Origin of the sequence: Halorubrum sp. Atlit-26R (genome assembly GCF_003666015.1) — an archaeon.
Classification (GTDB): Archaea; Halobacteriota; Halobacteria; order Halobacteriales; family Haloferacaceae; genus Halorubrum.
Window position 1 is genome coordinate 373,438 of sequence record NZ_QPLT01000001.1, and the last position, 22,912, is coordinate 396,349.

The window sequence follows — 22,912 nt, forward strand, 5'->3', positions numbered from 1 at the left end:
AATAGTATGCGTGAACGTGGCTACTCGAACGTCGTCAGCGCCCCGACCGGCGCGTCGGTGATCGCTCGCGCGCGGTCCATCCCCTCGTCGCCGACCGCGATGAGCGCGAACACGCCGGTGACGTCGGCGTCGCCTTGGAGCGCGATGTCGAGGAGGAGCTCCTGGGTCTCGCCCGAGCGGATCAGGTCGTCGACGACGAGGACGGTGTCGCCGGCGTCGATCGCGCTCGCGGGGAGGTAGTAGGTGAGCTCGATGCCGGAGGCGAGCCGCTGGCGCGACTCGATGAACTCCTCGACCGCCGTCTCCTTCGACTTCTTCGCGTACGCCAAGCGCGCGTCGAAGAAGGAGGCCATCGCCGCGCCCAGCGTGATCCCGTCGGTCGCGGCCGTCAGGACCACGTCCGGCGACTGGAACTCGAACGTCTCCGCCGCGACGGGCGCGACGAGGTCGAGGAACGACTGGTCGAAGACGACCCCGGAGTTGTCCACGTACCCCTCGTCGTCGAAATCGACGCGCGCGACCAACTCGTCGGCGAGCGCCTCGCGCCCGACCGACTCGACGACCTCGCTCGCGCGGTCGGTGCCGGGCAGCACGTGGCCGTTCACGTAGCGGTTCAGGTCCCCCGCGGGCAGCCCGGTCACCTCGGAGAGCTCCTCGTACGTTCGCGTCTCCTTCAGCATCCGCAACACGGCGACCGCCTGTAGCTGGAGGGCCGCCTTCTCTGCGCGGTTCATAGGAATGATCGCGATCGCACAACTATGAATACGTCGAAGTTACGCGACCGTCTGATACCCACGTGTGTGGGTTTCAGGCCTCTGGCGCGTCGAAGAAGACCGCCGGCTCGTCGATCGCGATCTCGACGTGGTCGCGGTCGTCGAGGGGGCGCAGCCGCACGGTGAGCGTCCCCGCCGCCTCCGCGGCCGCGCGCAGCGCGGCGAGGTCGTCGCTCGCGAGGTACGTCGGCACGCACAGCGCCACCTGCGCCGCCTCGTCGGTCGCGACCACTAACCGGTACGCGACCCCGTCGGCGGCGCCCGCGTACACGTCGACGCCGTCGATCGCGGCCTCGTCGACCGCCGAAAGCGCCGCGTCGAACTCCGACCCGGGCAACAGCACGTCGATTCGGGCGGCGTCCGCGACGGGGTTCACCTGCCCGGGGTGCCCCGCGATCGCCGTCCAGCCGCGCTCGCGGTACGCCGCCGCCGTCGACTCCGCGTCCTCCTCGACCGCGTCCCACCGCGGTCCGGGCTCGGGTGCGTCCATACCGCCCGCCTACCGCCGGCGCCCCTACATAGGCGTCGGTTTCCGCTCGCGCCGCCTCCGACCGGCCGGGATTCGGCGGGGCGTTCTGTCAACGGATCGCTAGCGGCCGTCCCGAAAGGAGCGGTCTCTGCCGGTAGGTTCATAACGCTCTGTGATTTGGTATCGCCTATGCCTACTGACAACGACGATCACGTCGACAGGCGGACTGTGCTCAAGTACGCGGGAACGGCCGGTGCGGTCGGTCTCGCGGGCTGTTCCGGAAACGGGGGCGACGGCGGCGACGGTTCGGACGGCTCCGACGGGTCGGACGGCTCTGACGGTTCGGACGGTTCCGACGGCGAGGACGGCTCTGACGGGGGGGAGAACGCCTTCGAAGTCGGCGTCACCATGGGCCAGATGGACTCCGGGCTCGACCCGCAGGACCACGCCGAGACGAACACCGAGATCATCGTCGGGCAGATGTACGAGGGCCTGCTCGACCGCGACAAGGAGGGCGGCATCATCGCCGGCCTCGCGGACGAGTGGGAGCGCACCGACGACGGCAGCGTCCGCTTCACCCTACGCGACGGGCTCACCTTCCACAACGGCGACGATGTCACGCCGGAGGACGTCCGGTACAGCATCCGCCGGATCGTCTTCGAGGACGTCGGGATCGTCAGCCCGCAGTCCAACGACCTCGGCTCGGTCTCGGAGGTCACGACCGGTGACGGGCAGGTGACGGTCTCCTTCGAGGGATACAACCCGATCGCCTTCCAGCTGTTCGCGACGAACGGCCCGGTCATGCAGCAGTCGTGGGTCGAGGAGAACGGCGGCGACTACATCAACCGGAACGCCAACGGGACGGGGCCGTTCCAACTCTCCGAGTACGACTCGGGCAACGAGGTGCTGTACGAGCCGTTCGAGGATTACTGGGACGGCGCCCCCGAGGTCGACGAGCTCCGGATGAGCGCCTCCAGCGAGTCGAGCACGCGGGTCAACCAGCTGCTCGCCGAGGAGACGGACATCGTGACCAACGTCCCGCCGAACGAGGTCTCCCGCGTCGAGGGTTCCGACGTCGCCGGGATCAACTCCGTGGCGAGCGCGCGGATCATCTTCCTCCAGATGCGCTACGACGTGGAGCCGTTCTCCAGCCAGCAGTTCCGGCAGGCGATGAACCACGCGGTCGACGTCGAGAGCATCATCGAGAGCGTGCTCAACGGGTTCGGTAACATCACCGCGCAGCCGACCCTCGAGGGCCACGTCGGCCACAACCCCGACATCGACCCGTACCCGTACGACCCCGACGAGGCCGAGCGCCTCGTCGAGGAGTCCGGGCACGCGGGCGTCGAGATCACCCTGGAGACGCCGATCGGGCGCTACCTCCGCGACGTCGAGATCGCGCAGGCGGCGGCCAACCAGATCGACTCGCTGTCGAACGTCTCCTGTGAGGTCGAGCAGCGCGAGTTCTCCTCGCTGGTTCAGGACGTCACCGCGCCGGACATCGAGGACCGCCCGCATTTCAACCTCCTCGGGTGGGGGAACGCGGAGTTCGACGGTAGCCAGACGCTGACGCCGCTGCTCTCGTCGAGCGGCGCGCTCACCGTGCTGGAGAACGACGAGCTCGACGGGCTGCTCGAAGACGCCGAGGCCACCGAGGACCCGGACGAGCGCGTCGACATCCTCCAGGAGGCGAACCAGCTCGCCCACGACCTCGCGCCGTGGGTGTTCATGCACCAGCAGTTCAGCGTCTACGGCGTCTCGAACGCCATCTCCTGGGAGCCGCGCGCCGACGAGTTCATCGACCCGGACACGGCGACCCAGCAGTAACGCCGTCTCCACCCGCTCACATCGTTATTAATGTCATTCGGAAGATTCGTACTCAAAAGAAGCCTCCAGGGGATCGGCGTCGTCTGGGGCGTCGTCACCGTCGTGTTCGCGCTCCGGTTCGTCACGCCCGGCAGCCCGATCAACGCGGTCGCGCCGCTCGACGCCTCCCAGGAGACCCGGCAGGCGATCGCCGCCGAGCTGGGGCTCGACCAGCCGCTGTACGTCCAGTACGGCCAGTACATCTTCGACCTCCTGCGCGGCGACATGGGGTTCTCGTACATCAAGGGACAGGACGTCACGACGCTCGTGTTCGGTCGCCTCCCCGCGACGGTCGAGCTGGCGGTCGCCGCCAGCGTCGTCGCCATCGCCCTCGCGATTCCGCTGGGCGTGATCAGCGCGACCCGTCGCAACGAGCCGGTCGACTACGGCGCGACGCTGCTCTCGCTCGGCGGCATCTCCACGCCGAACTTCTGGCTCGGGATCATGCTCATCCTCGTGTTCGCCGTGGAGTTCAACATCTTCAACACCAGCGGCCGCGGGGTCAACGTCGGCGACGTCGCGCTCTCGTTCGTCGGGCCGGAGCCGGTGTTCGGGACGCTGCTGACGTGGCTCGCGTACATCACGCTGCCCGCGATCGCCCTCGGGACGTACTTCATGGCGCTCATCACCCGGCTGACGCGGTCGGGGATGTTGGACGAACTCAGCAAGGGGTACGTCCAGGCCGCGCGGGCCAAGGGGCTCCCGCAGACCCTGATCCGGTACAAGCACGCGCTCCGGAACACGCTGATCCCGGTGATCACCGTCCTCGGCCTCCAGCTCGGGACGCTGATCGGCGGCGCCGTCATCACGGAGGCGGTGTTCTCGTGGCCGGGGCTCGGCTCGCTCGTCATCGACAGCATCAACGACCGGGACTGGCCGACGCTTCAGGGCAGCCTCATCGTCATCGGGACGAGCTTCGTCTTCGTCAACATCCTCGTCGACGTGGTGTACGCCTACCTCGACCCGGAGGTGGTGAACGACTAACATGGTCTCTTCACGTGTCATACGCAATCTCAAGAAGGAGTTCAGACAGAGCGGGCTCGCGAAGCTCGGGCTGGCGCTGGTGGTGGTAATCGTGCTGACCGCCGTGTTCGCCCCGTTTATCGCGCCCCACAACCCGACCGATCAACAGCTCGACCAGAGCGAGCTCCCGCCGATCGGCTTCTCGGAGACGACGGAGCGGACCTCCTCGCAGATGGTCGACGGCGAGATCCAGACGGTCACCGAGGAGGTGGAGATCACCGCGGACCCCGACCACGTGTTCGGCACCGACGGGCTCGGTCGCGACATGTTCTCGCGGGTGGTGTACGGCGCTCGGACGTCGCTCGCCGTCGGCGTGCTCGGCACGCTGCTTGCGGCGTCGATCGGCGTGCCGGTCGGCTTACTCGCCGGGTACCACCGCGGGCGCGTCGACGACGCCTTAATGCGGATCGCGGACATTAGCCTCGCGTTCCCCTCGCTCGTGTTGGCGGTCGCGCTGATCGGGCTGTGGGGGCGGGCCGCGGTGGACATCCCCGACCCGTTCGTCGCCGCCGGGCTCGCGCCGGAGATGCCCGAGAGCTTCGTGCTGCCGATAACGGTGGTGATCGTCGTCGGCCTCGTCAACTGGGTGTGGTTCGCCCGGGTCGCCCGCGGGGAGGCGCTCTCCCTGCGCGGGCAGGAGTACGTGAAGGCGTCGCGCGCGCTCGGCGCCGACGACAACACGATCATCCTCCGCCACGTCCTCCCGAACGCGGTCACGCCGATCATCGTCCTCGGGACCGTTCAGGTGGCGGCGATCATCCTCTTGGAGAGCTCGCTGTCGTTCCTCGGCTTCTCCGGGACCACGCTGTCGTGGGGCTTCGACATCGCGCAGGGGCGCGACTACGTCTCCTCCGGCCAGTGGTGGATCGCCTCCATCCCCGGGCTCGCGATCATGCTGTCGGTGATCGGGATCAACCTGCTCGGCGACTGGCTGCGTGACGCCTTGGACCCCGGCATCGAGGGCGAGGGGGGTGCCGCATGAGCGACGCCTTCGGAAGCGGCGACGCGGCCCCGACCGGAACGCCCGGACCGGACGACGTGCTGTCGGTCCGGGACCTCTCGACCCGCTTCTTCACCGAGGAGGGGCAGATCAACGCGGTGGAGTCGGTGTCGTTCGACCTCCGCGAGGACGAGATCCTCGGCGTCGTCGGCGAGTCCGGCTCCGGCAAGTCGGTGACCGCGCTGTCGCTCGTCGACCTCGTCGAGACGCCCGGCCGGATCACCGCGGGCGAGGTGTGGTACCGCGACCCCGACCTCGCCGAGGAGTTCCGCGACACGGAGTCGGTGCGGGTCGACGGCGACCACGTTGACCTCCGGACCGTGCCGCCGCGCGTCCGCCGCTCGCTGCGCGGCCCCTCGTTCAGCGTCATCTTCCAGGACCCGATGAGCAGCTTCAACCCCTCGATCACGGTCGGCGAGCAGATCGCCGAGGCGGTCGAGGTGCAGCGCCGGGCGCGGGCGAACCCGCGCTCGACGCGCTCGCGGACGCAGGGGTACGGGCTCGGCAAGTACCTCCTCGACGGGATCGTCCCCGGCCGCGACTACACGAGCGAGGAGAGTATGGACCGGGCGATCGACCTGCTCGGGCAGGTCGGGATCCCCGACCCCGAGGAGCGCGTCGACGAGTACCCCGGACAGTTCTCCGGCGGGATGCTCCAGCGCGCGATGATCGCGCAGGCGCTCGCGGGCGAGCCGGACGTGCTGATCGCCGACGAGCCGACGACCGCGCTCGACGTGACGATCCAGGCGCAGATCCTGAACCTGCTGAAGGAGATCCAGGCCGACCGCGGGATGAGCATCGTGCTCATCACCCACGACCTCGGCGTGATCGCGGAGATGTGCGACCGCGTCTGCGTGATGTACGCCGGCGAGGTCGTCGAGCGGGGCACGCTCGACTCGGTGTTCGAGGACACGGTCCACCCGTACACGCAGGGGTTGCTCGGCTCTATCCCGGACGTGGACGACCCGCAGGCGCGGCTCGAACCGATCACGGGCAACGTCCCGAGCCTGGTCGACGCCGAGATGGACGACCGGTGTTACTTCGCGGACCGGTGCCCGAAGGCGATGGAGTCGTGCCTCGACAAGCCGCCCGAGGCGACTGTCGACGCCGCCGCCGACCACGGCGCCAAGTGCGTCCTCGCCGACCGCGAGTACGACCCGGCCGACGCGCTCCCGGACGACTACTTCGGTGCCGGTCCCGGCGGCGACGCAGGGGCCGACGACGGCAACCCAGCCGCGACCGACGGGGGTGAGGGCGAATGAGCGACCCGCTGCTCTCCGTCGAGGGGTTGAAGAAGTACTACGCGGACGACCCCTCGTTCGTCGACCGGCTGCTCGGCCAGGAGTCGGAGAGCGTGAAGGCGGTCGACGGCGTCTCCTTCGACGTGCGGGAGGGCGAGACGCTGGGGCTCGTCGGCGAGTCCGGCTGCGGGAAGTCGACGACCGGGGAGACGGTGCTGCGGCTGCGCGAGCCGACCGAGGGCGAGATCACCTTCGACGGGACCGACGTCCGGGCGATGACCGACCGCGACCTGAACGAGTTCCGGCGGCGCGCACAGATCGTGTTCCAGGACCCGTTCTCCAGTCTCGACCCGCGGATGACGACCGGGGACATCGTCACGGAGGGGCTCCGGATCCACGACATCGAGGACAAGCAGGGGCGCCGCGAGACGGCCCGGGACCTGCTCGAACGCGTCGGGCTCTCCGCCGACCAGATGGACCGGTACCCGCACGAGTTCTCCGGCGGCCAGCGCCAGCGGATCGGGATCGCCCGGGCGCTCGCCTTGGACCCCGACTTCGTCGTGCTCGACGAGCCGGTGTCGGCGCTCGACGTGAGCGTTCAGGCGCAGATCCTCAACCTGCTCGAAGACCTGCAGGAGGACTTCGGGCTCACGTTCCTCTTCATCGCGCACAACCTCGGCGTGGTCCGCCACGTCTGCGACCGCGTCGCCGTGATGTACCTCGGGGAGATCGTCGAGATCGGCCCGGTCGAGGAGATCTTCGACGACCCCGCGCACCCGTACACGAAGGCGCTGTTATCGAGCGTCCCGCGGGCGAGCACGGAGGCGCGCGACGAGGAGTTCGAGACGCTCCACGGCGACGTGCCCTCGCCGCGGAACCCGCCGGCGGGCTGTCGGTTCCACACGCGCTGTCCCGAGGCGCGCGCGGCCTGCCGGGAGTCGGCGCCGCCGGGGTACGACGTGGGCGACGGCCGGACGGCGACCTGCTTCCGGACGGACGACGACCACGCGTACTGGGACAGCGAGCCGATCGGCGAGAACCCGGCGGCCGGCGACGAGTCGGACGCGGCGGAGGCCGGCGAGCCGGCGGACGACTGACCGGTCCGCGGGGTTCCTTTTTCGCGCCTACCGCTCGCGGACGACGACGAACTCCGCGAGGTCGCGGAGGTACTCGATCGCCTCGGTCTCCGGGGGGTCGGCCGCGTCGAGGGCGGCGAGCGCGCGCTCCGACTCCGCCCGGGCGCGCTCGTTGATCTCCTCGGGGGACAGCGAGGTGACCTGGAGGACTGAGGGGCGGTCCATCTCGGCGTCCTGTCCGGTCGGCTTGCCGAGGTCGTCGGCGTCGGCGGTGGCGTCTAACACGTCGTCGCGCATCTGGAAGGCGACGCCGACGCGCTCGGCGTACTCGCCGAACGAGTCGATCGCGTGCGGCTCCGCGCCGCCCGCGACCGCGCCCAGCTCGGCGGCGGCGCGGAACAGCGCGCCCGTCTTCCGGCGCGCGAGCTCCATGTACTCCTCCTCGTTCGTCGGTCGCGCCGCGAGCTCCGTCGCCTCGCCTTCGCCGAGTTCGACCATCGCCTCGGCGACGGTGCGCATCGCGCGCGGCTCGGCGGAGAACAGCGCGAACGCCTCGCCGAGCAGGCCGTCGCTGGCGATGATCGCGGGGCCGTAGCCGAACTCCGCCCACGCGGCCGCGGTGCCGCGGCGGACCTCCGAGCGGTCGATGATGTCGTCGATCACGAGCGAGGCGTTGTGGACGAACTCGATGCCGGCCGCGAAGTCGACCGCCTCCTCGGGGTCGCCGTCGAACGCCTCGCAGGCGAGGACGGTCACCGCGGGCCGGACGCGCTTGCCGCCCGCGAGGACGACGTGGCCGACCTCGTCGGACAGCTCGTCGGGCTCGACGTCGTCGATGACCGACTCGATCCGGTCTTCGACCAGCCCGACCCGACGCTGCAAGTACTCCATCTACCGTCCGGAGGGACCGGCCGCGCAAAGGCCTAACGGAACGCCCGCCGAACGCCGATTCGGACGACGGCGACGGCGTTCGCTCGTCCCCGCTCACTGCGGTGGCGCGTGCCTGCGAGCGGCCGCCCTCGGCGGCCGCGAGGAGCACGCGCGAGGGAGTCGCTGGCTCCCGGAGCGAAGCGGAGGGCGCCAGCGACGAGGCTGGGGAGGCGTGAGGTGCGGGGCTGTGCGGTGCGGGGGCGGGACTCGAAGGGGCAGCCGCGAGGCGGGCGCAGGTGAAGTAAGCACCGCAGGAACGAGCGAAGCGAGTGACGAGGAGCGCAGCGAGCGTGCGCCCGCCTCGCGGCTGGGGCTCCGGTGGTGGTCGTGTCGCTCTGCGATTTATAAGCGAATACGTACGGCCTCGCGGCTGGGGCTTCGGTGGTGTCCCCCCGAGCTACTATCGGTTATTTATAAGCGAGCAGCTGGAGATTTGGCGGTGTCCGCCGCGGATCCGCGGTCAGTTATTTATAAGCGACCAACAACCGGATCGGCGACCGTCGCCGCCGCTCGGTTCGAGTGATAAACGACGCCGACCGGTCGCCCGATTACTTATAAATAGTGCGCGGGTCGGTCGGCTTCGCGCCTGTCCGTTTATTGGAACCGCACGCCGAGGTCGTGGAGCTTCTCGTTGTTCGAGGCGACGTTGATCAAAAGCGGGGTCAACCCCTCTATTTCGGGTGCGTTGGCGATCCCGCCGGCGTCGAGTGCGCGCAGCCCCTCGATCCCCTCGGCGACGTCCGCGACCGTCCGCTTCGCGTCCCCGTCGTCGCCGATGACGAGCGTGTCGACCCCGAGGTCGGCGTCGAGGTTCGCGAGCCGCGCGGCCGCGAGGTTGTGGAACGCCCCGACGACGTCGACGCCCTCGGGCGCCGCGTCCGCGACGATCGCCGTCACCGATCCCGCGCCCGGCTTGTGGTAGTGGAATCCCTCGTCGTCGCGTTTCATCCCCGTCGCCGGCGAGACCAGCACGTCGCCGTCGTCAAGCGCCCCCGCCACCGCCTCGACGGTGTCGCCGACGTGGTACGGCGGGACCGCGAGGACGACGATCCGGGCGTCGGCGGCAACCGCGGCGTTCTCGCCGCCCGCGACGGTCGCGTCGAGCCCGCGGCTCTCCAGCTCGGTCGTGTACTCCTCCGCCTTGTTCTCGGCCTTCTCGGCCTCCCGCGACCCGACCGCGACCCGGTGGGGTGTGTCCGCCGCCAGCCGCAGCGCGAGCCCCTCGCCGATGTCGCCGGTTCCGCCCAAGATGGCGATTTTCATACGATCCGTGGGGTCGCTCGCGTCTTAGGGGTTGCGTGACCGGCCGTCCTCGCCACGGTCGAAGGCGACCGTAGAGCGGGGCACTTTTGACGGAACGTGCGGAGGCGACGCCCATGGACGAGCAGGACCGCGTGGCCGCGTTCGTCGCCGAGCACGGGTTAGAGACCGACCTCGCCTACCGCGTCCTCGACTTGGAGAGCGAGGTCGGCGAGGTCGCGAAGGAAGTGGCGACCTCGACCGACTACGGCCGGAATCCGGAGGCCGCCGCGATCGCGACCGACGAGATCGGCGACGCGCTGTTCGCGCTGCTCGCCCTCGCCGAGGCGGCCGACGTCGACGCCGACGCGGCGCTCTCCGAGTCGCTGGCGAAGTACGAGGCGCGGATCGAGTCGACCGGCGACGCCGGTTCCGGGCAGTAGCGACCCGGCCGGCGACGCCGGCTCGGGGCAGTAGCGACCCGGCCGGCGACGCCGGTTCCGGGCAATAGCGACTCGGCCGACGACGCCGGTTCCGGGCAATAGCGACCCGGCCGACGACGCCGGCTCGATGTAGCGGCGACGCCCCGAGGCGTCGGTTCAAGTGCGTCGGCCACCTACCCGACCCATGGCCGAGACTCCGTCGCTCGCACTCCGCTACGTCGTCTGCGACGCCTGCGAGACGGTGTTCGCGCTGCCCGCCGACCCCGACGAGCCGACCGTCTGCGGCCGGTGCGGCGTCCGGGCGCTCCGCGAACTCCCCGAGGTTCGGGGACCGGACGCGTACTTCGCGCCCTGATCTCTGTCCGCGTCCCCCGACTGCGGGTCGAGCGGTCAGCCCCGTCGACTCACCGCAGATCGTCCATCTCTAGCTCTCCGTCGGCGATCGCACGCAGTTCCGCGTCAGAGAGGCGGTCGATCACGAACCGGGGCGTTCCTTCGGGAATCCCGGCCGGCAGCGACCGACCTTTCTCCGCCTCCGTAGGCGCCTCCGCGTCCGCCCGCTTCACCCGCGTTCCGCCGTCCGTCAGAGACGCCCTGCCGACACCGCCGTCGGTCCCGCCGTCAAGGGCCAACCGGCGCACGGTCCGTTCCACCTCCTCGACCGCCGCCGACTGGCGCTCGCTTTCGGCCGCTAACTCCTGCATCTCTTCGCTGATCCGGTTGGACTGCTCGACCACCCCGTCGATCGTCGCGGCGATCTCCTCGGCGGCGGCGGCCTGCTCGTCGGTCACGTCCGAGACCTCGTCGATCCCGTCCGCCGTCTCCGTCACCGCCTCGGCGATGGCCGTGAGGCTCTCCGTCGCGTCGGCGACGCGCTCGCTCCCCTCGTCGACCCGCACCGTCGTCTCCGAGAGGCTCTCGACCGTCTCCTCGGTGTCGGTGCGGATCCCGTCGACCATCGACTCGATGTCGCTCGCGTGGTCCTGCGACTCCTCCGCGAGCGACTTGATCTCGTCGGCGACGACGCCGAACCCGGCGCCGGCCTCGCCGGCCCGCGCCGCCTCGATCGAGGCGTTCAGGGCGAGCAGGTTCGTCTGGTCGGCGATCCCGTTGATCGCGTCGACGAACTCGTCTATCTCCTCGACGCGCTCTTGGAGCGCCTCGACGTCCTCCGCCACCTCGCCGACGGCGTCGCCGATGTCGTCCATGGCGGCCGCGGCGTCGTCGGCCGCGTCCCGGCCGTCCTCAGCCAGCGTCTCCGCCCGGTTGCTCGTGCGTTCGACCTCGTCGGCGGTCGACGCCACCTCCTCGACCGTCGCCGAGAGGTTCGCCACCTCGGAGGAGATTTCGGCGACTCGGTCCGACTGGTCCTCGGCCGCGTCGCCGACCTCGCCGGCGCGGTCGGCGACGTCGCCCGCGGACTCTCGGAGGTCGCCGATCGGTCCTCTGACCTCGTCTTCCACCTCCGCCATCAGCCGCTCGTTCTCCTCGACCGCCTCCGTGAGCTTCTCGCTGTACGAGTGGATGTACGTGTCCGTGACGACCTGCATGTCGAGGTTGACGATCCGGAGGACGGAGAGCAGGTCTTCGATCGCGTCGTCGACCTCCTCCTCGACCGCCGCCGCGGTCGCGTCGTCGAGTTCCTCGTCGACGCCGTCGGGAGCCAGCCGGTCCGTAAGCGAGTCGGTGAGGCGGTCGCCGATGAGCGGGAGGATGAGGTCGTAGTACACGCCGTACTGCCCGAGGTAGTGTTTCATCGGCATCTCCAGCATGTCGTGGATCTTGCCGATCCGCGCCCGGTCCTCGAAGTACTCCTCTCCGTAGTCGCCCTCCGCGAGGGTCACCAGGTACGCCGACTGCGTGCGCTTGAGCTGTTCGAGCCCCTTCTCCGACCGGCCGATCACGTCGACCGTCTGCTGGTGGCCGGTGAGGTTCTCGTAGAAGTCGTCCGCGATCTGGTCCGCGTTCTCCGCGAACGCGTCCTCGTACCGACTCAGCCGCCGCTCGTCCTCCTCGTCGAAGCCGACGAACTCCTTCCGCCACGCGATCTCGTCGGCGTCGAGCCCGATTTCGCCGACCAGCTCGGAAACGTCGAGTCGGTCGTTCAAGCCTCCCCGCCCGAAATCACCGCGGCCGTACTCTCCCGATGTTGGCATGCTGGAGGCTCTCCGTCTGGGTCATATAAGGATCAACGCCCGCATCTCACACGTGATACTGACAGCGCGCAGCCGGCCCGGATCGGCCACCGCCGGCTCTCCGTTTTTTCGGGATCGGCCGCCGACGGCCCGCCGTCTGCCCGGGAACCGTCAGCCGGGGATCAGGACTTTGTATCCGTCACTCTAAGCCGCACCCGATGGGATCCGGAGGGACATCGGCGCCCGACGGCGCGGAGGACGCGCCCGACGGCCCGGAAGCCACGCCCGACGGCGTTCGCGCCGGCGTCGCGATCCACGGGACCGGGAACTGCCCGGTCGTCGCCGCGTCGACCGTCCACGACGGCCCGATCACGGGCGTCAACTGGACGCACGCGGGCGACACGCACACCGAGGAGTTTCGCGCCCGGGACCCCGGCGCGGTCGATGCCGCGGAGGGGGTCCCGTCGCCAGCGTCGGTCGTCGATCTCGGCGACGAGCGGGTGTACCGGTACGACCGCCCGCGGGACCGGGAGTGCGCCTGCCGGATCATCGAGGAGCTCGACTGTCCGATCGCGGACGCGCGGGCCGAGGACGGCGTCCTCCTCTTAACGCTCCACCTCCCCGACCTCGAACGCCTGCGCGACATCGTCTCGGCGCTCGACGGGACCGCGGAGCGCGTCGAGGTCCGCTACCTCGTCCACGGCGCGTCGCGCGGCGACGAGGTGTCGGATCGGACGCTCGTCGACCGCGGCCGGCTCACCGACCGTCAGTGCGAGGTGCTGCGGACCGCCTACCGCATGGGCTACTTCGAGCGCCCCCGCGACGCCAACGCGAGCGCGGTCGCCGACGCGCTCGACATCTCCCCCTCGACGTTCGCCGAACACCTCGCGACGGCCCAGCGGAAGCTCCTCGAAGAGACGCTCGGGAAGAACTGAACCTCCGCTCCGCGCCGTCTCAGGCGGCGTGTTGGTCGATCGCGGACTCGAGCGTCGCGCGGTCCTGCGCGCCGACGAACCGGTCGACCGCCTCGCCGTCCGCGTACAGGACGAGCGTCGGGATGCTGCGCGCGCCCAGCTGCTGGGCGACCGCCTGGTTCGCGTCCACGTCGACCTTCGCGACCGCGGCGTCGGTCTCGGCCGCGAGCGCCTCGACCGTCGGCTCCATCATCTGACAGGGGCCGCACCAGTCGGCGTAACAGTCCACGAGGACCACGTCGTGGTCGTCGACCGTCCGCTGGAGCTCCTCCGTTCCGTTCACGTGGACCGGCTCGTTCGGAGTCGCCGCCCCGCCGTCGTCGCCGGTCTCGGTTCCGGCGCCGCCGTCGAGCGACTCTCCGTCGTCGAGACGCGCTTCGAGCTCCCGGCGCTTCCGTTCGCGGATGCGCTCGCGCTCCGTCTTCGCGTCGTTCCCCGCCGAATCGTTCGCGTCGGCTGCGTCGCTCATACCTCAGTATTGGGTACTTAGAACAATATACTTTCCGCCTCCGGATCCGCTCGACGCCTCACTCCGCCGACCCGCCGAGGCCGTCGAGCCCGGCCGCGGTCAGGTCCACGCTCTCCGCGACGAGGTCGGCCGCGCGCTCGTACGGGGAGCGGTCGGCGCTCTCCGCGTCCGGGCGCGTCCGGCCCGCGCTCGCGAAGACCGTCTCGACGAAAGCGTCTCGCACCGCCGCCGTCTCGAAGAGCCCGTGGAGGTACGTGCCGAGGACGCGGTCGGTGGCGACGCTCTCCGCGCCGAGGGGCGCTGTCGCTAAGTCGCCGCTCGCGGCGTCATCGAGGAGCCGCGTCCGCCCCGCGTGGATCTCGTACCCGGTCGCGCGTCCGTCGGCGCCCGCGATCGGACCGACGCCGTCGACGGCGCACGTCACGCGCTCGACGCGCTTCTCCGTCGCGAACTCGGTCTCGACGGGGAGGAGCCCGACCCCGGGGACCGTCTCGCGGTCGCCGACGCCCTCGACGTCGGCGCCGACGAGCCGCTCGCCGAGCAGCTGGTAGCCGCCGCAGACGCCGACGACAGGGCCGCCGAACGCGCGGAGGCGCTCATCGAAGCCCGCCTCCCGCAGCGCGAGCAGGTCGTCCACGGTGTTCTTCGATCCCGGGAGGACGACCGCGTCGACTCCGTCGAGCGCGGCGTCGAGCGGCAGGTAGGCGACCCGGACCCCCGGCTCGCGCGACAGCGGCTCCAAGTCGGTGAAGTTGGAGATGCGCGGGAGCCGCGGAACGCCGACCCGGACGCTCGCGTCCTCGGGAACGCCGTCGTCGGCGCCGAGAACACTCTCACCCTCCCACCCGCTCCCGCCCCCGTTCTCCCCTCCGGGAGTCGTCGGGTCCGGCAGCGAGAGGCTGTCCTCCGCCGGGAGCCCCGGGTCGTCGTGCGGGACGACGCCGACGATCGGCACTCCCGTTCGCTCTTCGATCTCTTCGATGCCGGGTTCGAGGAGGTCCGGGTCGCCGCGGAACTTCGTGATCACGGCGCCGCACACGCGCTCGCGGAGGTCGTCGGGGAGCAGTTCGAGGGTCCCGTAGAGGCTCGCGAACGCGCCGCCGCGCTCGATGTCGACCGCGATCAGGATGTCCGCGTCCGCGAACCGCGCGCACTCGACGTTCGCGAGGTCGCGGTCGCGGAGGTTGATCTCGGCGACGCTGCCGGCGCCCTCCGCCACGATCACGTCGTGGTCGGCCGCGAGGCGCTCGTGGGCCGCGACCGCGGCCGCGCGGGCGTCGTCCCAGTGGTCGTCGTAGTACGCCGACGCGGGAGCGTTCGCGACCGCCTCGCCGTCGACGATCACCTGGCTCTCCCCGCCGCCCCGGGGCTTGAGCAGCACGGGGTTGGTGTCGGTCGTCGGCGGGACCTCGGCCGCCCGCGCCTGGACGTGCTGGGAGACGCCGATCTCGCCCCAGTCCCCGTCCGGCGTCAGCGCCACCCGGGCGTTGTTGCTCATGTTCTGGGCCTTGTACGGCGCGACCGAGACGCCCCGCCGCGAGAGCAGCCGGCAGAGGCCGGCCGCCAGCGTGCTCTTACCGACGTGGCTCGCGGTGCCCGCGATCAGGACGGTGTCCGCGTCGGTCGGGTCCTCGGAAGCCGCCGTCGCGTCGCAATCGGTCACGCGAACGCGCCCTCCATCGTCAGTACTCCGTGCCCCGCCGCGCGCGCTGGCCGTCGTCGAACGGGTGCGCGACCTTCCGGACGTTCGTGATCAGGTCGGCGACGCCGTCGAGGTACTCGGGCTCGGCGTGGCTCCCGGTGAGGACGAGTTCGAGGTCCTCGGGTTTCGATTCGGCGAGCCCGACGACGTCGTCGGGGTCGACCAGCCCGCGGTCGGCCGCGTACAGCAGCTCGTCGAGTATCAGCATGTGGACGCCGGCCTCGGGGTCGCCGTCGAACGGGAGCGGGGCGGAGAGGTCCGCGTCGGCGGCGCCCGCGACGAGCGCCTCCGCGCGCTCGAAGGCGGCCGCCGCCTTCGCCTCGTGTTCGTCGTCGGCCGAGCCGTCGAGCAGGCCGTGCCAGCCGTAGTGACCGGCGTTCTCGTAGGAGAACCCCGGCACGGCCGCGATCGCGTTGTACTCGCCCCTGACGCCCTCGACGCTGTCGGCGCCGCCCTTCATGAACTGGAGCATGTGGACGCGGTAGCCGTGGCCCGCGGCCCGGAACCCCATTCCCATCGCCGCCGTGGTCTTCCCCTTGCCGTCGCCCCAGAACGCCTGAACCAGCCCGAACTCCTCGGGCGCGGCCGGCTCGATCGGCTGCGGCTCGGGGGCCGCACCGCCGCCCGGCGTGCGAGCGGCGCGGTCGTCGCTCCGGGTCGGTCCTTCGTCCGCCGATTCGTCGCCGTCGGTGTCGGTGTCGTGTGTCATGGGTCGAATACCTCCGCCCGCTCGTCGGTGACGACGCCGTGTTCGGCGTCGGCCGCCGGGCCGGGCACGTCGCCGTCCGGGTACCGCGACCGCAGGCTCGCGCGGACCGCGTCCCGGACGCAGGCGCGGGCCGCCCCGCCGACCGCCGTGGCGCTGCCGGAGAACTCGGCGGGCTCGCCCGCCGGGTCGTCGGCGACGACGACCGCGTCGCTCGTCGTTCCCGGGATCCCGGCCGTCGCGAGCAGCGTCGCCGCCTTCGCCTCGGCCGCGACCGCGACGAGGTTCGCCGCGGCGCCGGGCGCCAGCCGCCGCGTCGTCCCGAGGATCAGGTTGACCGTGCCGGGGTCCGGGCGCCCCTCGGTGCGCCTCGTCGCGTCGCGCGACTCGGTCGCGCCCGCCGTCCCCGCGGCCGACGCCGCCTCGGACTCCACCGGCAGCATTGCGGGGTTCGAGAGCCCGACCGTCGCGTACGCGACGACCGGCCCGACCCGCGCGCCCCGGGCGTGGTCCATGGAGACGCCCGTGAACAGCGTCGGGGCGGCGTCGCGGTCGTCCTCGACGTTCCCCTCGGCACCGAACTCCGCCCGGGCCAGCCGCTCGTCGCGGTAGGCCGCGAGGTCGGTCCGTTCGAACCCCTCCGGAACGGTGACGTTGTACGCGGTCGCCGCCCGCGACCGCCCGCCGTCCCACCCGGTCGAGAGCCAGCGCGTCCCCGGTCGTCGGAGCCGGAGGACGCCCTCGCGGACGGTCGCCTCAAACATCGGCGCCGTCACCTCGGTTACCGTCGTCCCGCTCCTCGTCGCCGACGCCCAGCGCCGCCAGCAGGCGGTCGTTCTCCGCCGGGCGGCGCACCGCGACTCGGACGTGCGAGTCGAGGCCGCGGAAGGAGCGCGCGTCCCTGACCGCGACACCGCGCTCGCGGGCGTGCTCGATGACGCCGTCGACGTCGCGGTCGCCGACGCCGAGGAGCAGGAACGGCGCCTCCGAGGGCGTCACCTCGTACCGCTCGCCGAGCGCGGCCCGCAGCCGCTCGCGCTCCCGCCGGACGCGCTCGCGGGTCTCCCGGACGAACCCCTCCCGCCGGAGGCAGTACTCGCCCGTCGCGAGCGCCGGGGCGCCCAGGTTCCACGTGCGGCGGGCGCCCCGCAGCGCCGCGCCGAGGTCGCCCGTCGCGACCGCGAAGCCGGCCCGGATCCCGGGCAGCCCGAACAGCTTGGTGAGCGCACGCGCGACGACGACGCCGTCGGTCCCCGCGAGCGACGCGCGCTCGGTGAACCCGAGGAACGCCTCGTCGACGAGCAGGACGGTCCCGGCCGCCCGGCACCGCGCCGCGAACGCGAGCAGGGCCTCGCGGTCGTATCCGGTCCCGGTGGGGTTGTTCGGCGTACAGACGACCGCCAGCGCGTGGCCTCCCGGGTCGGCGTCGAGGACGCGGTCGGCGTCGACGAACGCCGGCTCGCCCCCCTGAAGCCGGACCTCGCGGGCGTACTCGCCGAAGCTCGGCGCCGGAAGCAGGGCGGTGTCGCCGTCGTCGACCGCGAGCGAGACCGCGAGCCGGATCGCCGCCAGCCCGCCGGGCGTCGGAACGACCTGCTCCGGGTCACAGTTCACGTAGTCGGCGGCCGCCCGCCGGAACGCCGCCGGCGGCTCGGGCGGGTACGTCCGCGCCTGCTCGAACGCCGCCCGGTACACGCGCTCGACCCCCTCGGGGACCTCGGGGTTCGCGTTCGCGCTGAAGTCGAGCAGGTCGGGGTCGTCGCTGCTCCCGTGCGGCTCGCGGCCGAGCGCCGCCGCGCGCTCGCGGTTCACGAGGGCTCACCTCCCGCCGACCCCGTGCCCGCGTCGCCCGCGTCGAGCCAGTCGACCCCGCCGCTCGGGAGCGCGGGCGCGTCCGGGTCGCCGGCGAGGATCCGCTCCGCCAGCCGGCGATCCTCTGGGCGGTTGACGTTGACCGCGAGACGGGCGTCGCGGGTCGCGCGGACGGCCTCGTCGCCCGCGCCGTCGAGCGCGCCGACGACGTTGACGCCGGCCGGGACGTGGTCGACGGCCGCGTCGCCACCCTCCGCCTCGTCGTACCGCGTCGCGGCGTCGGCGCTCGCGCCCAGTTCCCGCTTGCGCGCCGCGGGCACGCGGACCGACAGCGCCTCCGCGTCGGTCGCCCCGTGGGCGTCGAGGACGGCGTCGACCGCCGGGCCGTCCAGCAGCGGGAGGTCGACCGCGAGGGTGAGGGTCGGCGCCGTCGGTCCCTCGGCCAGCGCCGATTGAAGGTCCGCGACGTACCCCTCTCCCGGCGTGTCGACGACGACGAGTTCGAGCGACCTCGGCTCCGGCTCGGTCCCGTCACCGTTCTGGCGCTCGACCAGCCGCTCTCGCGTTCGCGGGGTGTGCGGCGAGACGGCCGCGTACGCGGTCTCGACGCGGCTCGCGGCGAGGGCGTCGAGCGCGCGGTCGATCATCGGCCGTCCGGCGACCGTCACGAGCGGCTTCTCGCCGTCGTCGAGCCGCGTACCGCGGCCGCCGCACATCACGAGAGCGTCCACGCGATCACCCCCGCGTGGAGCCCGACGACGCGGGCGAGCTCGTTCGTCGCGCCGAGGACGTCGCCGCTGACGCCGCCGAGCCGCGAGCGCGCCCACGCGAACACGAGCGCGGCGACGGCGAACGCAGCGGTGAGCACGACGGCGATCGGGGCGACGGAGCCGACGGAGCCGATCGGCGCGGCGATAGAGACGACGGCGCTGGGACGGACGGCCGGCCACCCGAGCAGCAGTACGGGCGCCGTCGCGAGCGCGACGCCGACGAGCGCTCGGGGGCCGGACGCCTCGGTCAGCGCGGACCCGAGCCCTTCGTGCGGTGCGTCGCCGACGCAGACGAGCGTCGCCGTCGCGGCCTTCGCGCCCACCTCGGCGGCGACGACGATGACGACCGCGTCGACGAGCGAGAGGCGGGCGACGTCCGCGATCACCGTCGCGGCGGTCACGAGTCCGACGACGACCAAGGCGAGCGCGACCGTTCCGCCGACGCCGAGCGCGGAGTCCTTCATGACCTCGCGCCGCCGGTCGGCGTCGCCGTGGACGACCGCCGCGTCGCCCAGGTCGGCGACGCCGTCGAGGTGCGTGATCCCGGTGACGAGGGAGAGCCACGCGGCGAACGCGACCCCGACCGTGAGCGACGGGACTCGGACCGGGAGCAGCGTCGCGGCGGCGACGGGCAGCGCGATGAGGGCGCCGATCGCGTACCCGGCCGCCGGTATGGCCGCGGGCGTCCGGCGGAACGCCTCCCAGTCCTCGTCGGCGTGACCGACGGGGACCCGCGAGAGAAATCCGAGCGCGCCCCGGAGCGCGGCGACCGTCAGGACCACGCGACTACCCCCGCGAGCGCGAGGAGCCACCCGGCCGCGGCCGCGACCACGACGCCGCCAGCGACGCCGACGAGTCGCACGGCGTCGCGGGCGGACGCGGGCGTCGGGGGCTCGGATCCCCCGTCGAGCGCGTACGCGCCCGGCTTCTCCAGGCGGACGCCGAGCGCGACCGCGGCGGTCGCCATCGGCCACCCCGAGTTCGGCGACGCCGGCTCGCGGGCCAGCGGTCGAGCGCGCCGCAGACTTCCGGGCGACCGGGCCGCGACCGCGAGACAGCACGCCGCGGCCCGCGCCGGGAGGAACATGACGGCGTCGTCGAGCCGCGCGCTCGCCCGGCCGACCGGCTTCGACCGGTAGCCGAGCATCGAGTCGAGCGTGTTCACGGCCTTCGCCCAGGCCGCGGCGGCGGCCCCTGCGGCCAGCGCGCTCGCGGCGTCCGGCGGAACGCTGGTAACCGCGGCGAGCGCGACGCCCCCGGTCGCTCCGATCGCGAACCAGAGCAGCGGCGCGACGAACCCGTCCGCGAGGTTCTCGGCCGCGCTCTCGACCGCCGCGCTCCGGAGGTCGGTCGGCGAGAGGTCCGTCGGGTCGCGCCCGACGAGCGCCCGGACGGACTCGCGGGCCGCGTCCGGATCCGCCTCGCTCTCGGCGACCACGTCACGGGTCACGTCGAGCAGCATCCGGAGGCTCGCGGCCGAGAAGAGGATACCTGCGGCGACGGCGACGGCGAGGACCGGAACGCCCCCGACCTGCGGCCCGTAGGCGGCCGCGAGCGCGACGCCCCCGCCGGCGACCGCGGCGGCGGCGAGCGGGAGCGCAAGCGCGACCGCGGCGCCGACGAGCCCCGGACGGTCCCACTCGCGGTCGAAGGGTCCGACAAGACGCCCGAACAGCGCGACCGGGTGGACTCGCCGGGGCGGCTCCGCGAACGCGAGATCCAGCGCGACGGCGATGAGGAGCGGAGCGAGCAGGGTGACGGCCGGGGTCGGGAGGGAGCCGACTCCCGTCACCGTTCCACCTCGTCGAGGAACGCGTCGAACGCGCCGCTCGCGGCGTGGACGTGGCAGTACGTGCCGAGGGTGCGGTGTTCGGTCAGCCCCTCTCGGTCGCCGTCGATCCCGGTCCCGCGCTCGACGTCGAAGGCGAACCGGGCGTCGGCGGCGGCGTCGGCCGCGGAGTAGTGGAACTCGTGGCCGCGGAGCCGCTCGCCGCCGCTCGCCGTGAGTGCGTCCCGCCGCGCGCGAAGCTCGACGTGGTCGAGCGCCTGGTACCGCTCGCGGCGCTCGACGGTCGCGGGGAGAACGCCGGCCATCTCGTGGGTGACCCCCTCGACCGTCGTCAGCGTCTCCGCGAGCGCCATCAGCCCGCCGCACTCGCCGAGGACGGGCGTGCCCTCGGCCGCGGCGTCCGCGATCGACCCGAGCGCCGGGCCCTCGGCGAGCGCCGCGGCGTGGAGCTCCGGGTAGCCGCCGGGGAGGTAGACGCCGTCGCAGGGCGGGAGGTCGTCGCCGGCCGCGGGCGCGAAGGGGACGACCGTCGCCCGCTCGGCGAGCCGCTCGCGGGTCGCCGGGTAGACGAACCGGAAGGCCTCGTCGTCGGCGACCGCGACCCGCGGGCGGTCGCCGCTCTCCGGGGAGTTCCCGGCGGACGGCTCGGTCGTCGCCTCCGCGGCCGGCGTCGGCTCCCGAGCGAGGTCGAGCAGGCGGTCGGTCCGGAGCGTCTCGGCGGTCGCGTCGAGCGCGGCGTCGTCGAGCGGCGCCTCCTCGCCCATCTGTAGTCCGAGGTGTCGGTCGGGAATCTCCAGGTCCTCGCGGGGCGGGACCCGGCCGCAGTAGGCGAGTTCGTCGGGGAGCGCCTCGCGGATCCCGTCCTCGTGCCGGCCGCCGTGCGCCCGCTGGGCGATCACGCCGGCCACGTCGACGTCGTGGGACGTCCGGTCGGCGTACGTCGCGAAGCCGAGCGCGGTCGCCGCAACGCTCTCCATCCCGGCGCTCGCGTCGACGACGAGGACGACCGGGAGGTCGAGCGCGGACGCGACTCCCGCCGTGCTGGCGGCACTGCCGTCGTACAGGCCCATCATCCCCTCGACGACGCAGACGTCGCCGTCGCCGCGGGCGTAGTTGCGCCGGAGCCCGTCTTCCCCCTGAAGCCACGGGTCGAGCGTCCGCGACGGGCGCCCGGCGACCCGGGCGTGGTGGCTCGGGTCGATGAAGTCCGGACCCGCCTTCGCGGGCTGGACGGTTCGCTCCGCGTTCTCGAACGCGCGTAGCGTCGCGAGCGCCGCGACCGTCTTGCCGACGCCCGAGGCCGTGCCGGCGAGGACGAGTCCCCTCACCGCGGGTCGCCTCCGTTCGCGGCGGAGGCTCCCTCCCCCTCGTTGATTCCCGCCCGCTCGGCGAGCAGTCGGTCGGTCACGGCGGCGATCCGCTCGCGGACGGCGGCGTCGGCGACCCCGGCGCGGTCCGCGAGCGCGAGCGTTCCGCCCATGCCGACGCCCTCCTTCGCTTCGCCGCGGGCGTACGCCGTCAGCGCCGGGTGGTCGCTCTCGGCGAACCCGGGGTCGGCGGCGGCGAGCGTCAGGCCGAGGTCGTCGGCGAGGGAGGGGAGGTCGGCGGTCGGGTCGTCGGCGACCAGCGACGTGGTCGCCAGCGGGAGCGGGCGCTCGACGCCCGCGTGTCGGGCGAGCGCCGCCGCGGCCGCGAGCTGCGTGCCGCCGGCGAGGGTGACGTCGATCCCGGCCCCCGCGCAGCCGACGATCAGGCCGGCGACGGCGGCGAGGACTGGGTCGCCCGCCAGCCGGACCGCCTCGATCGGGTCGCCGGCCGCGTCTCCCGGGTCGATTCCGCTCGCGTCTAACCCCTCGGCGACGACGCGCCGCTTGCGCTCGATCGGGTTCGCCGGCAGCGACGAGGAGACCGCGGCGCGCTCGCCGAGCGCGGTCAACGCGCCGAGCGCGGTCGTCGTCCCGCCGGGGATCGTCTCGGCGACGAGCAGTTCGGCCGGCTCGTCGCCGCCGCGTTCGGGACCGGACCCGTCACCGGACGCGGCGAGTTCCGGCGCCAGCGAGCGGGCGCGCTCGAAGACCACCGCGGCCTCCGGGACCGGTTCCGGGTCGCGGACGTCGCCGCCCGGGGCGGCGCCCACGTCGCGGACCGTCGCCGCGGTCGGCGCGTCGAGTCCGGCGTCGAGGAACTCGACGGGGAGCGACTCGGGGCCGAGCAGTTCGCGGACCGCCCGGGTGACGACCGCGGGCGTCGGACAGCCGCCCGGGCTCACCGGCACGGGCGAACCCGGCGCGGGGCGCCCCGCCTCGACGATCTCGAGGTCGGCGCTCGGCGTGTGGACGCGAAGCTCCGGGTCGGCGCCAGCGGCGCTTATCCCGTCGATGGCGGCCGTCTCGGTCATTCCGGCGACGACGACGAGCCTCACGTCGCCCATCCGGAGCTCCCTCTGTCGGGCCCGCGGCGTCCCGGCGCGGCGTCGATGTGTACCACTGGCGGTT

23 protein-coding genes are annotated in these 22,912 nt (G+C 72.6%); 8 read left to right on the plus strand and 15 right to left on the minus strand.

Features of this window, described 5'->3' with window-relative positions; genetic code table 11:
- Positions 1–20: 20 nt before the first annotated feature.
- Both DVK07_RS01740 and DVK07_RS01745 read right to left on the minus strand, forming a co-directional pair.
- Complete coding sequence (locus DVK07_RS01740; protein ID WP_121595433.1) at positions 21–734, minus strand: phosphoribosyltransferase family protein; 714 nt, start codon at positions 732–734, stop codon at positions 21–23.
- A gap of 73 nt (positions 735–807) precedes the next feature.
- Positions 808–1,263, minus strand: a complete 456-nt coding sequence (locus DVK07_RS01745; RefSeq protein WP_121595434.1) for a hypothetical protein — start codon at positions 1,261–1,263, stop codon at positions 808–810.
- 168 nt (positions 1,264–1,431) lie between these two features.
- On the opposite strand from DVK07_RS01745, the gene DVK07_RS01750 reads away from it, so the two are divergent.
- Genes DVK07_RS01750 through DVK07_RS01770 form a run of 5 tightly spaced genes read left to right on the plus strand, consistent with a single transcriptional unit; the run spans position 1,432 to position 7,469 of the window.
- Positions 1,432–3,069 carry an ABC transporter substrate-binding protein gene (locus DVK07_RS01750; protein ID WP_121595435.1) on the plus strand — a complete coding sequence of 546 codons (1,638 nt, stop codon included), beginning with the start codon at positions 1,432–1,434 and terminating at the stop codon, positions 3,067–3,069.
- 30 nt (positions 3,070–3,099) lie between these two features.
- Positions 3,100–4,092, plus strand: coding sequence for an ABC transporter permease (locus DVK07_RS01755; protein ID WP_121595436.1), 993 nt, complete (start codon positions 3,100–3,102; stop codon positions 4,090–4,092).
- A 1-nt stretch (position 4,093) separates the two neighbouring features.
- Complete coding sequence (locus tag DVK07_RS01760) at positions 4,094–5,113, plus strand: ABC transporter permease (RefSeq protein ID WP_121595437.1); 1,020 nt, start codon at positions 4,094–4,096, stop codon at positions 5,111–5,113.
- Positions 5,110–6,393, plus strand: a complete 1,284-nt coding sequence (locus tag DVK07_RS01765; RefSeq protein WP_121595438.1) for an ABC transporter ATP-binding protein — start codon at positions 5,110–5,112, stop codon at positions 6,391–6,393. Before DVK07_RS01760 ends, DVK07_RS01765 begins: the two co-directional genes overlap by 4 nt.
- Positions 6,390–7,469: an ABC transporter ATP-binding protein gene (locus DVK07_RS01770; RefSeq protein WP_121595439.1), complete on the plus strand. Its 1,080-nt coding sequence runs from the start codon at positions 6,390–6,392 to the stop codon at positions 7,467–7,469. The genes DVK07_RS01765 and DVK07_RS01770 overlap by 4 nt, the downstream gene beginning before the upstream one ends.
- Positions 7,470–7,496: 27 nt before the next feature.
- Here the strand turns inward: DVK07_RS01770 and DVK07_RS01775 are convergent, their stop codons facing one another.
- Entirely contained in the window at positions 7,497–8,339 is an 843-nt protein-coding gene (locus tag DVK07_RS01775; protein WP_121595440.1) for a polyprenyl synthetase family protein, read from the minus strand.
- 633 nt (positions 8,340–8,972) lie between these two features.
- Positions 8,973–9,641 (minus strand): NADPH-dependent F420 reductase, encoded by a 669-nt coding sequence (gene npdG, locus DVK07_RS01780; RefSeq protein ID WP_121595441.1) that lies wholly within the window; start codon positions 9,639–9,641, stop codon positions 8,973–8,975.
- Positions 9,642–9,754: 113 nt separating this feature from the next.
- Between npdG and DVK07_RS01785 the strand changes: the two genes are divergently transcribed.
- Positions 9,755–10,060, plus strand: a complete 306-nt coding sequence (locus DVK07_RS01785; RefSeq protein ID WP_017342296.1) for a MazG-like family protein — start codon at positions 9,755–9,757, stop codon at positions 10,058–10,060.
- 184 nt (positions 10,061–10,244) lie between these two features.
- Complete coding sequence (locus tag DVK07_RS23200) at positions 10,245–10,415, plus strand: hypothetical protein (RefSeq protein ID WP_017342297.1); 171 nt, start codon at positions 10,245–10,247, stop codon at positions 10,413–10,415.
- A 49-nt stretch (positions 10,416–10,464) separates the two neighbouring features.
- On the opposite strand, the gene DVK07_RS01790 is transcribed toward DVK07_RS23200, so the two are convergent.
- The gene (locus tag DVK07_RS01790) at positions 10,465–12,216 is read right to left on the minus strand and encodes a globin-coupled sensor protein (protein WP_233565361.1); all 1,752 of its coding nucleotides are present in this window, start codon (positions 12,214–12,216) and stop codon (positions 10,465–10,467) included.
- A 197-nt stretch (positions 12,217–12,413) separates the two neighbouring features.
- Between DVK07_RS01790 and DVK07_RS01795 the strand changes: the two genes are divergently transcribed.
- Complete coding sequence (locus DVK07_RS01795; protein WP_121595442.1) at positions 12,414–13,130, plus strand: helix-turn-helix domain-containing protein; 717 nt, start codon at positions 12,414–12,416, stop codon at positions 13,128–13,130.
- Between the two features lie 19 nt (positions 13,131–13,149).
- Here the strand turns inward: DVK07_RS01795 and trxA are convergent, their stop codons facing one another.
- From trxA to DVK07_RS01845, 10 genes are read right to left on the minus strand one after another with little or no spacing between them, the layout of a single operon-like run.
- Positions 13,150–13,638: a thioredoxin gene (gene trxA / locus DVK07_RS01800; protein WP_121595443.1), complete on the minus strand. Its 489-nt coding sequence runs from the start codon at positions 13,636–13,638 to the stop codon at positions 13,150–13,152.
- Positions 13,639–13,696: 58 nt separating this feature from the next.
- On the minus strand, positions 13,697–15,301 hold the full coding sequence (locus DVK07_RS01805; RefSeq protein ID WP_121595444.1) for a cobyric acid synthase: 1,605 nt from the start codon (positions 15,299–15,301) through the stop codon (positions 13,697–13,699).
- A 19-nt stretch (positions 15,302–15,320) separates the two neighbouring features.
- Entirely contained in the window at positions 15,321–16,049 is a 729-nt protein-coding gene (locus tag DVK07_RS01810; protein ID WP_121595445.1) for a cob(I)yrinic acid a,c-diamide adenosyltransferase, read from the minus strand.
- Positions 16,046–16,810: an adenosylcobinamide amidohydrolase gene (locus tag DVK07_RS01815; RefSeq protein WP_121595575.1), complete on the minus strand. Its 765-nt coding sequence runs from the start codon at positions 16,808–16,810 to the stop codon at positions 16,046–16,048. The genes DVK07_RS01810 and DVK07_RS01815 overlap by 4 nt, the downstream gene beginning before the upstream one ends.
- Positions 16,803–17,858, minus strand: coding sequence for an aminotransferase class I/II-fold pyridoxal phosphate-dependent enzyme (locus DVK07_RS01820; RefSeq protein WP_121595446.1), 1,056 nt, complete (start codon positions 17,856–17,858; stop codon positions 16,803–16,805). Before DVK07_RS01820 ends, DVK07_RS01815 begins: the two co-directional genes overlap by 8 nt.
- A complete protein-coding gene (locus DVK07_RS01825) occupies positions 17,855–18,574 on the minus strand; it encodes an NTP transferase domain-containing protein (protein ID WP_121595576.1) in 720 nt (239 codons plus the stop codon). The genes DVK07_RS01820 and DVK07_RS01825 overlap by 4 nt, the downstream gene beginning before the upstream one ends.
- Positions 18,574–19,410 carry an adenosylcobinamide-GDP ribazoletransferase gene (cobS, locus tag DVK07_RS01830; RefSeq protein ID WP_121595447.1) on the minus strand — a complete coding sequence of 279 codons (837 nt, stop codon included), beginning with the start codon at positions 19,408–19,410 and terminating at the stop codon, positions 18,574–18,576. Before cobS ends, DVK07_RS01825 begins: the two co-directional genes overlap by 1 nt.
- Positions 19,401–20,420, minus strand: coding sequence for a CobD/CbiB family cobalamin biosynthesis protein (locus DVK07_RS01835; protein WP_121595448.1), 1,020 nt, complete (start codon positions 20,418–20,420; stop codon positions 19,401–19,403). Before DVK07_RS01835 ends, cobS begins: the two co-directional genes overlap by 10 nt.
- Positions 20,417–21,745 carry a cobyrinic acid a,c-diamide synthase gene (locus DVK07_RS01840; RefSeq protein WP_121595449.1) on the minus strand — a complete coding sequence of 443 codons (1,329 nt, stop codon included), beginning with the start codon at positions 21,743–21,745 and terminating at the stop codon, positions 20,417–20,419. The genes DVK07_RS01835 and DVK07_RS01840 overlap by 4 nt, the downstream gene beginning before the upstream one ends.
- On the minus strand, positions 21,742–22,848 hold the full coding sequence (locus DVK07_RS01845) for a nicotinate-nucleotide--dimethylbenzimidazole phosphoribosyltransferase (RefSeq protein WP_121595450.1): 1,107 nt from the start codon (positions 22,846–22,848) through the stop codon (positions 21,742–21,744). Before DVK07_RS01845 ends, DVK07_RS01840 begins: the two co-directional genes overlap by 4 nt.
- Positions 22,849–22,912: the final 64 nt, after the last annotated feature.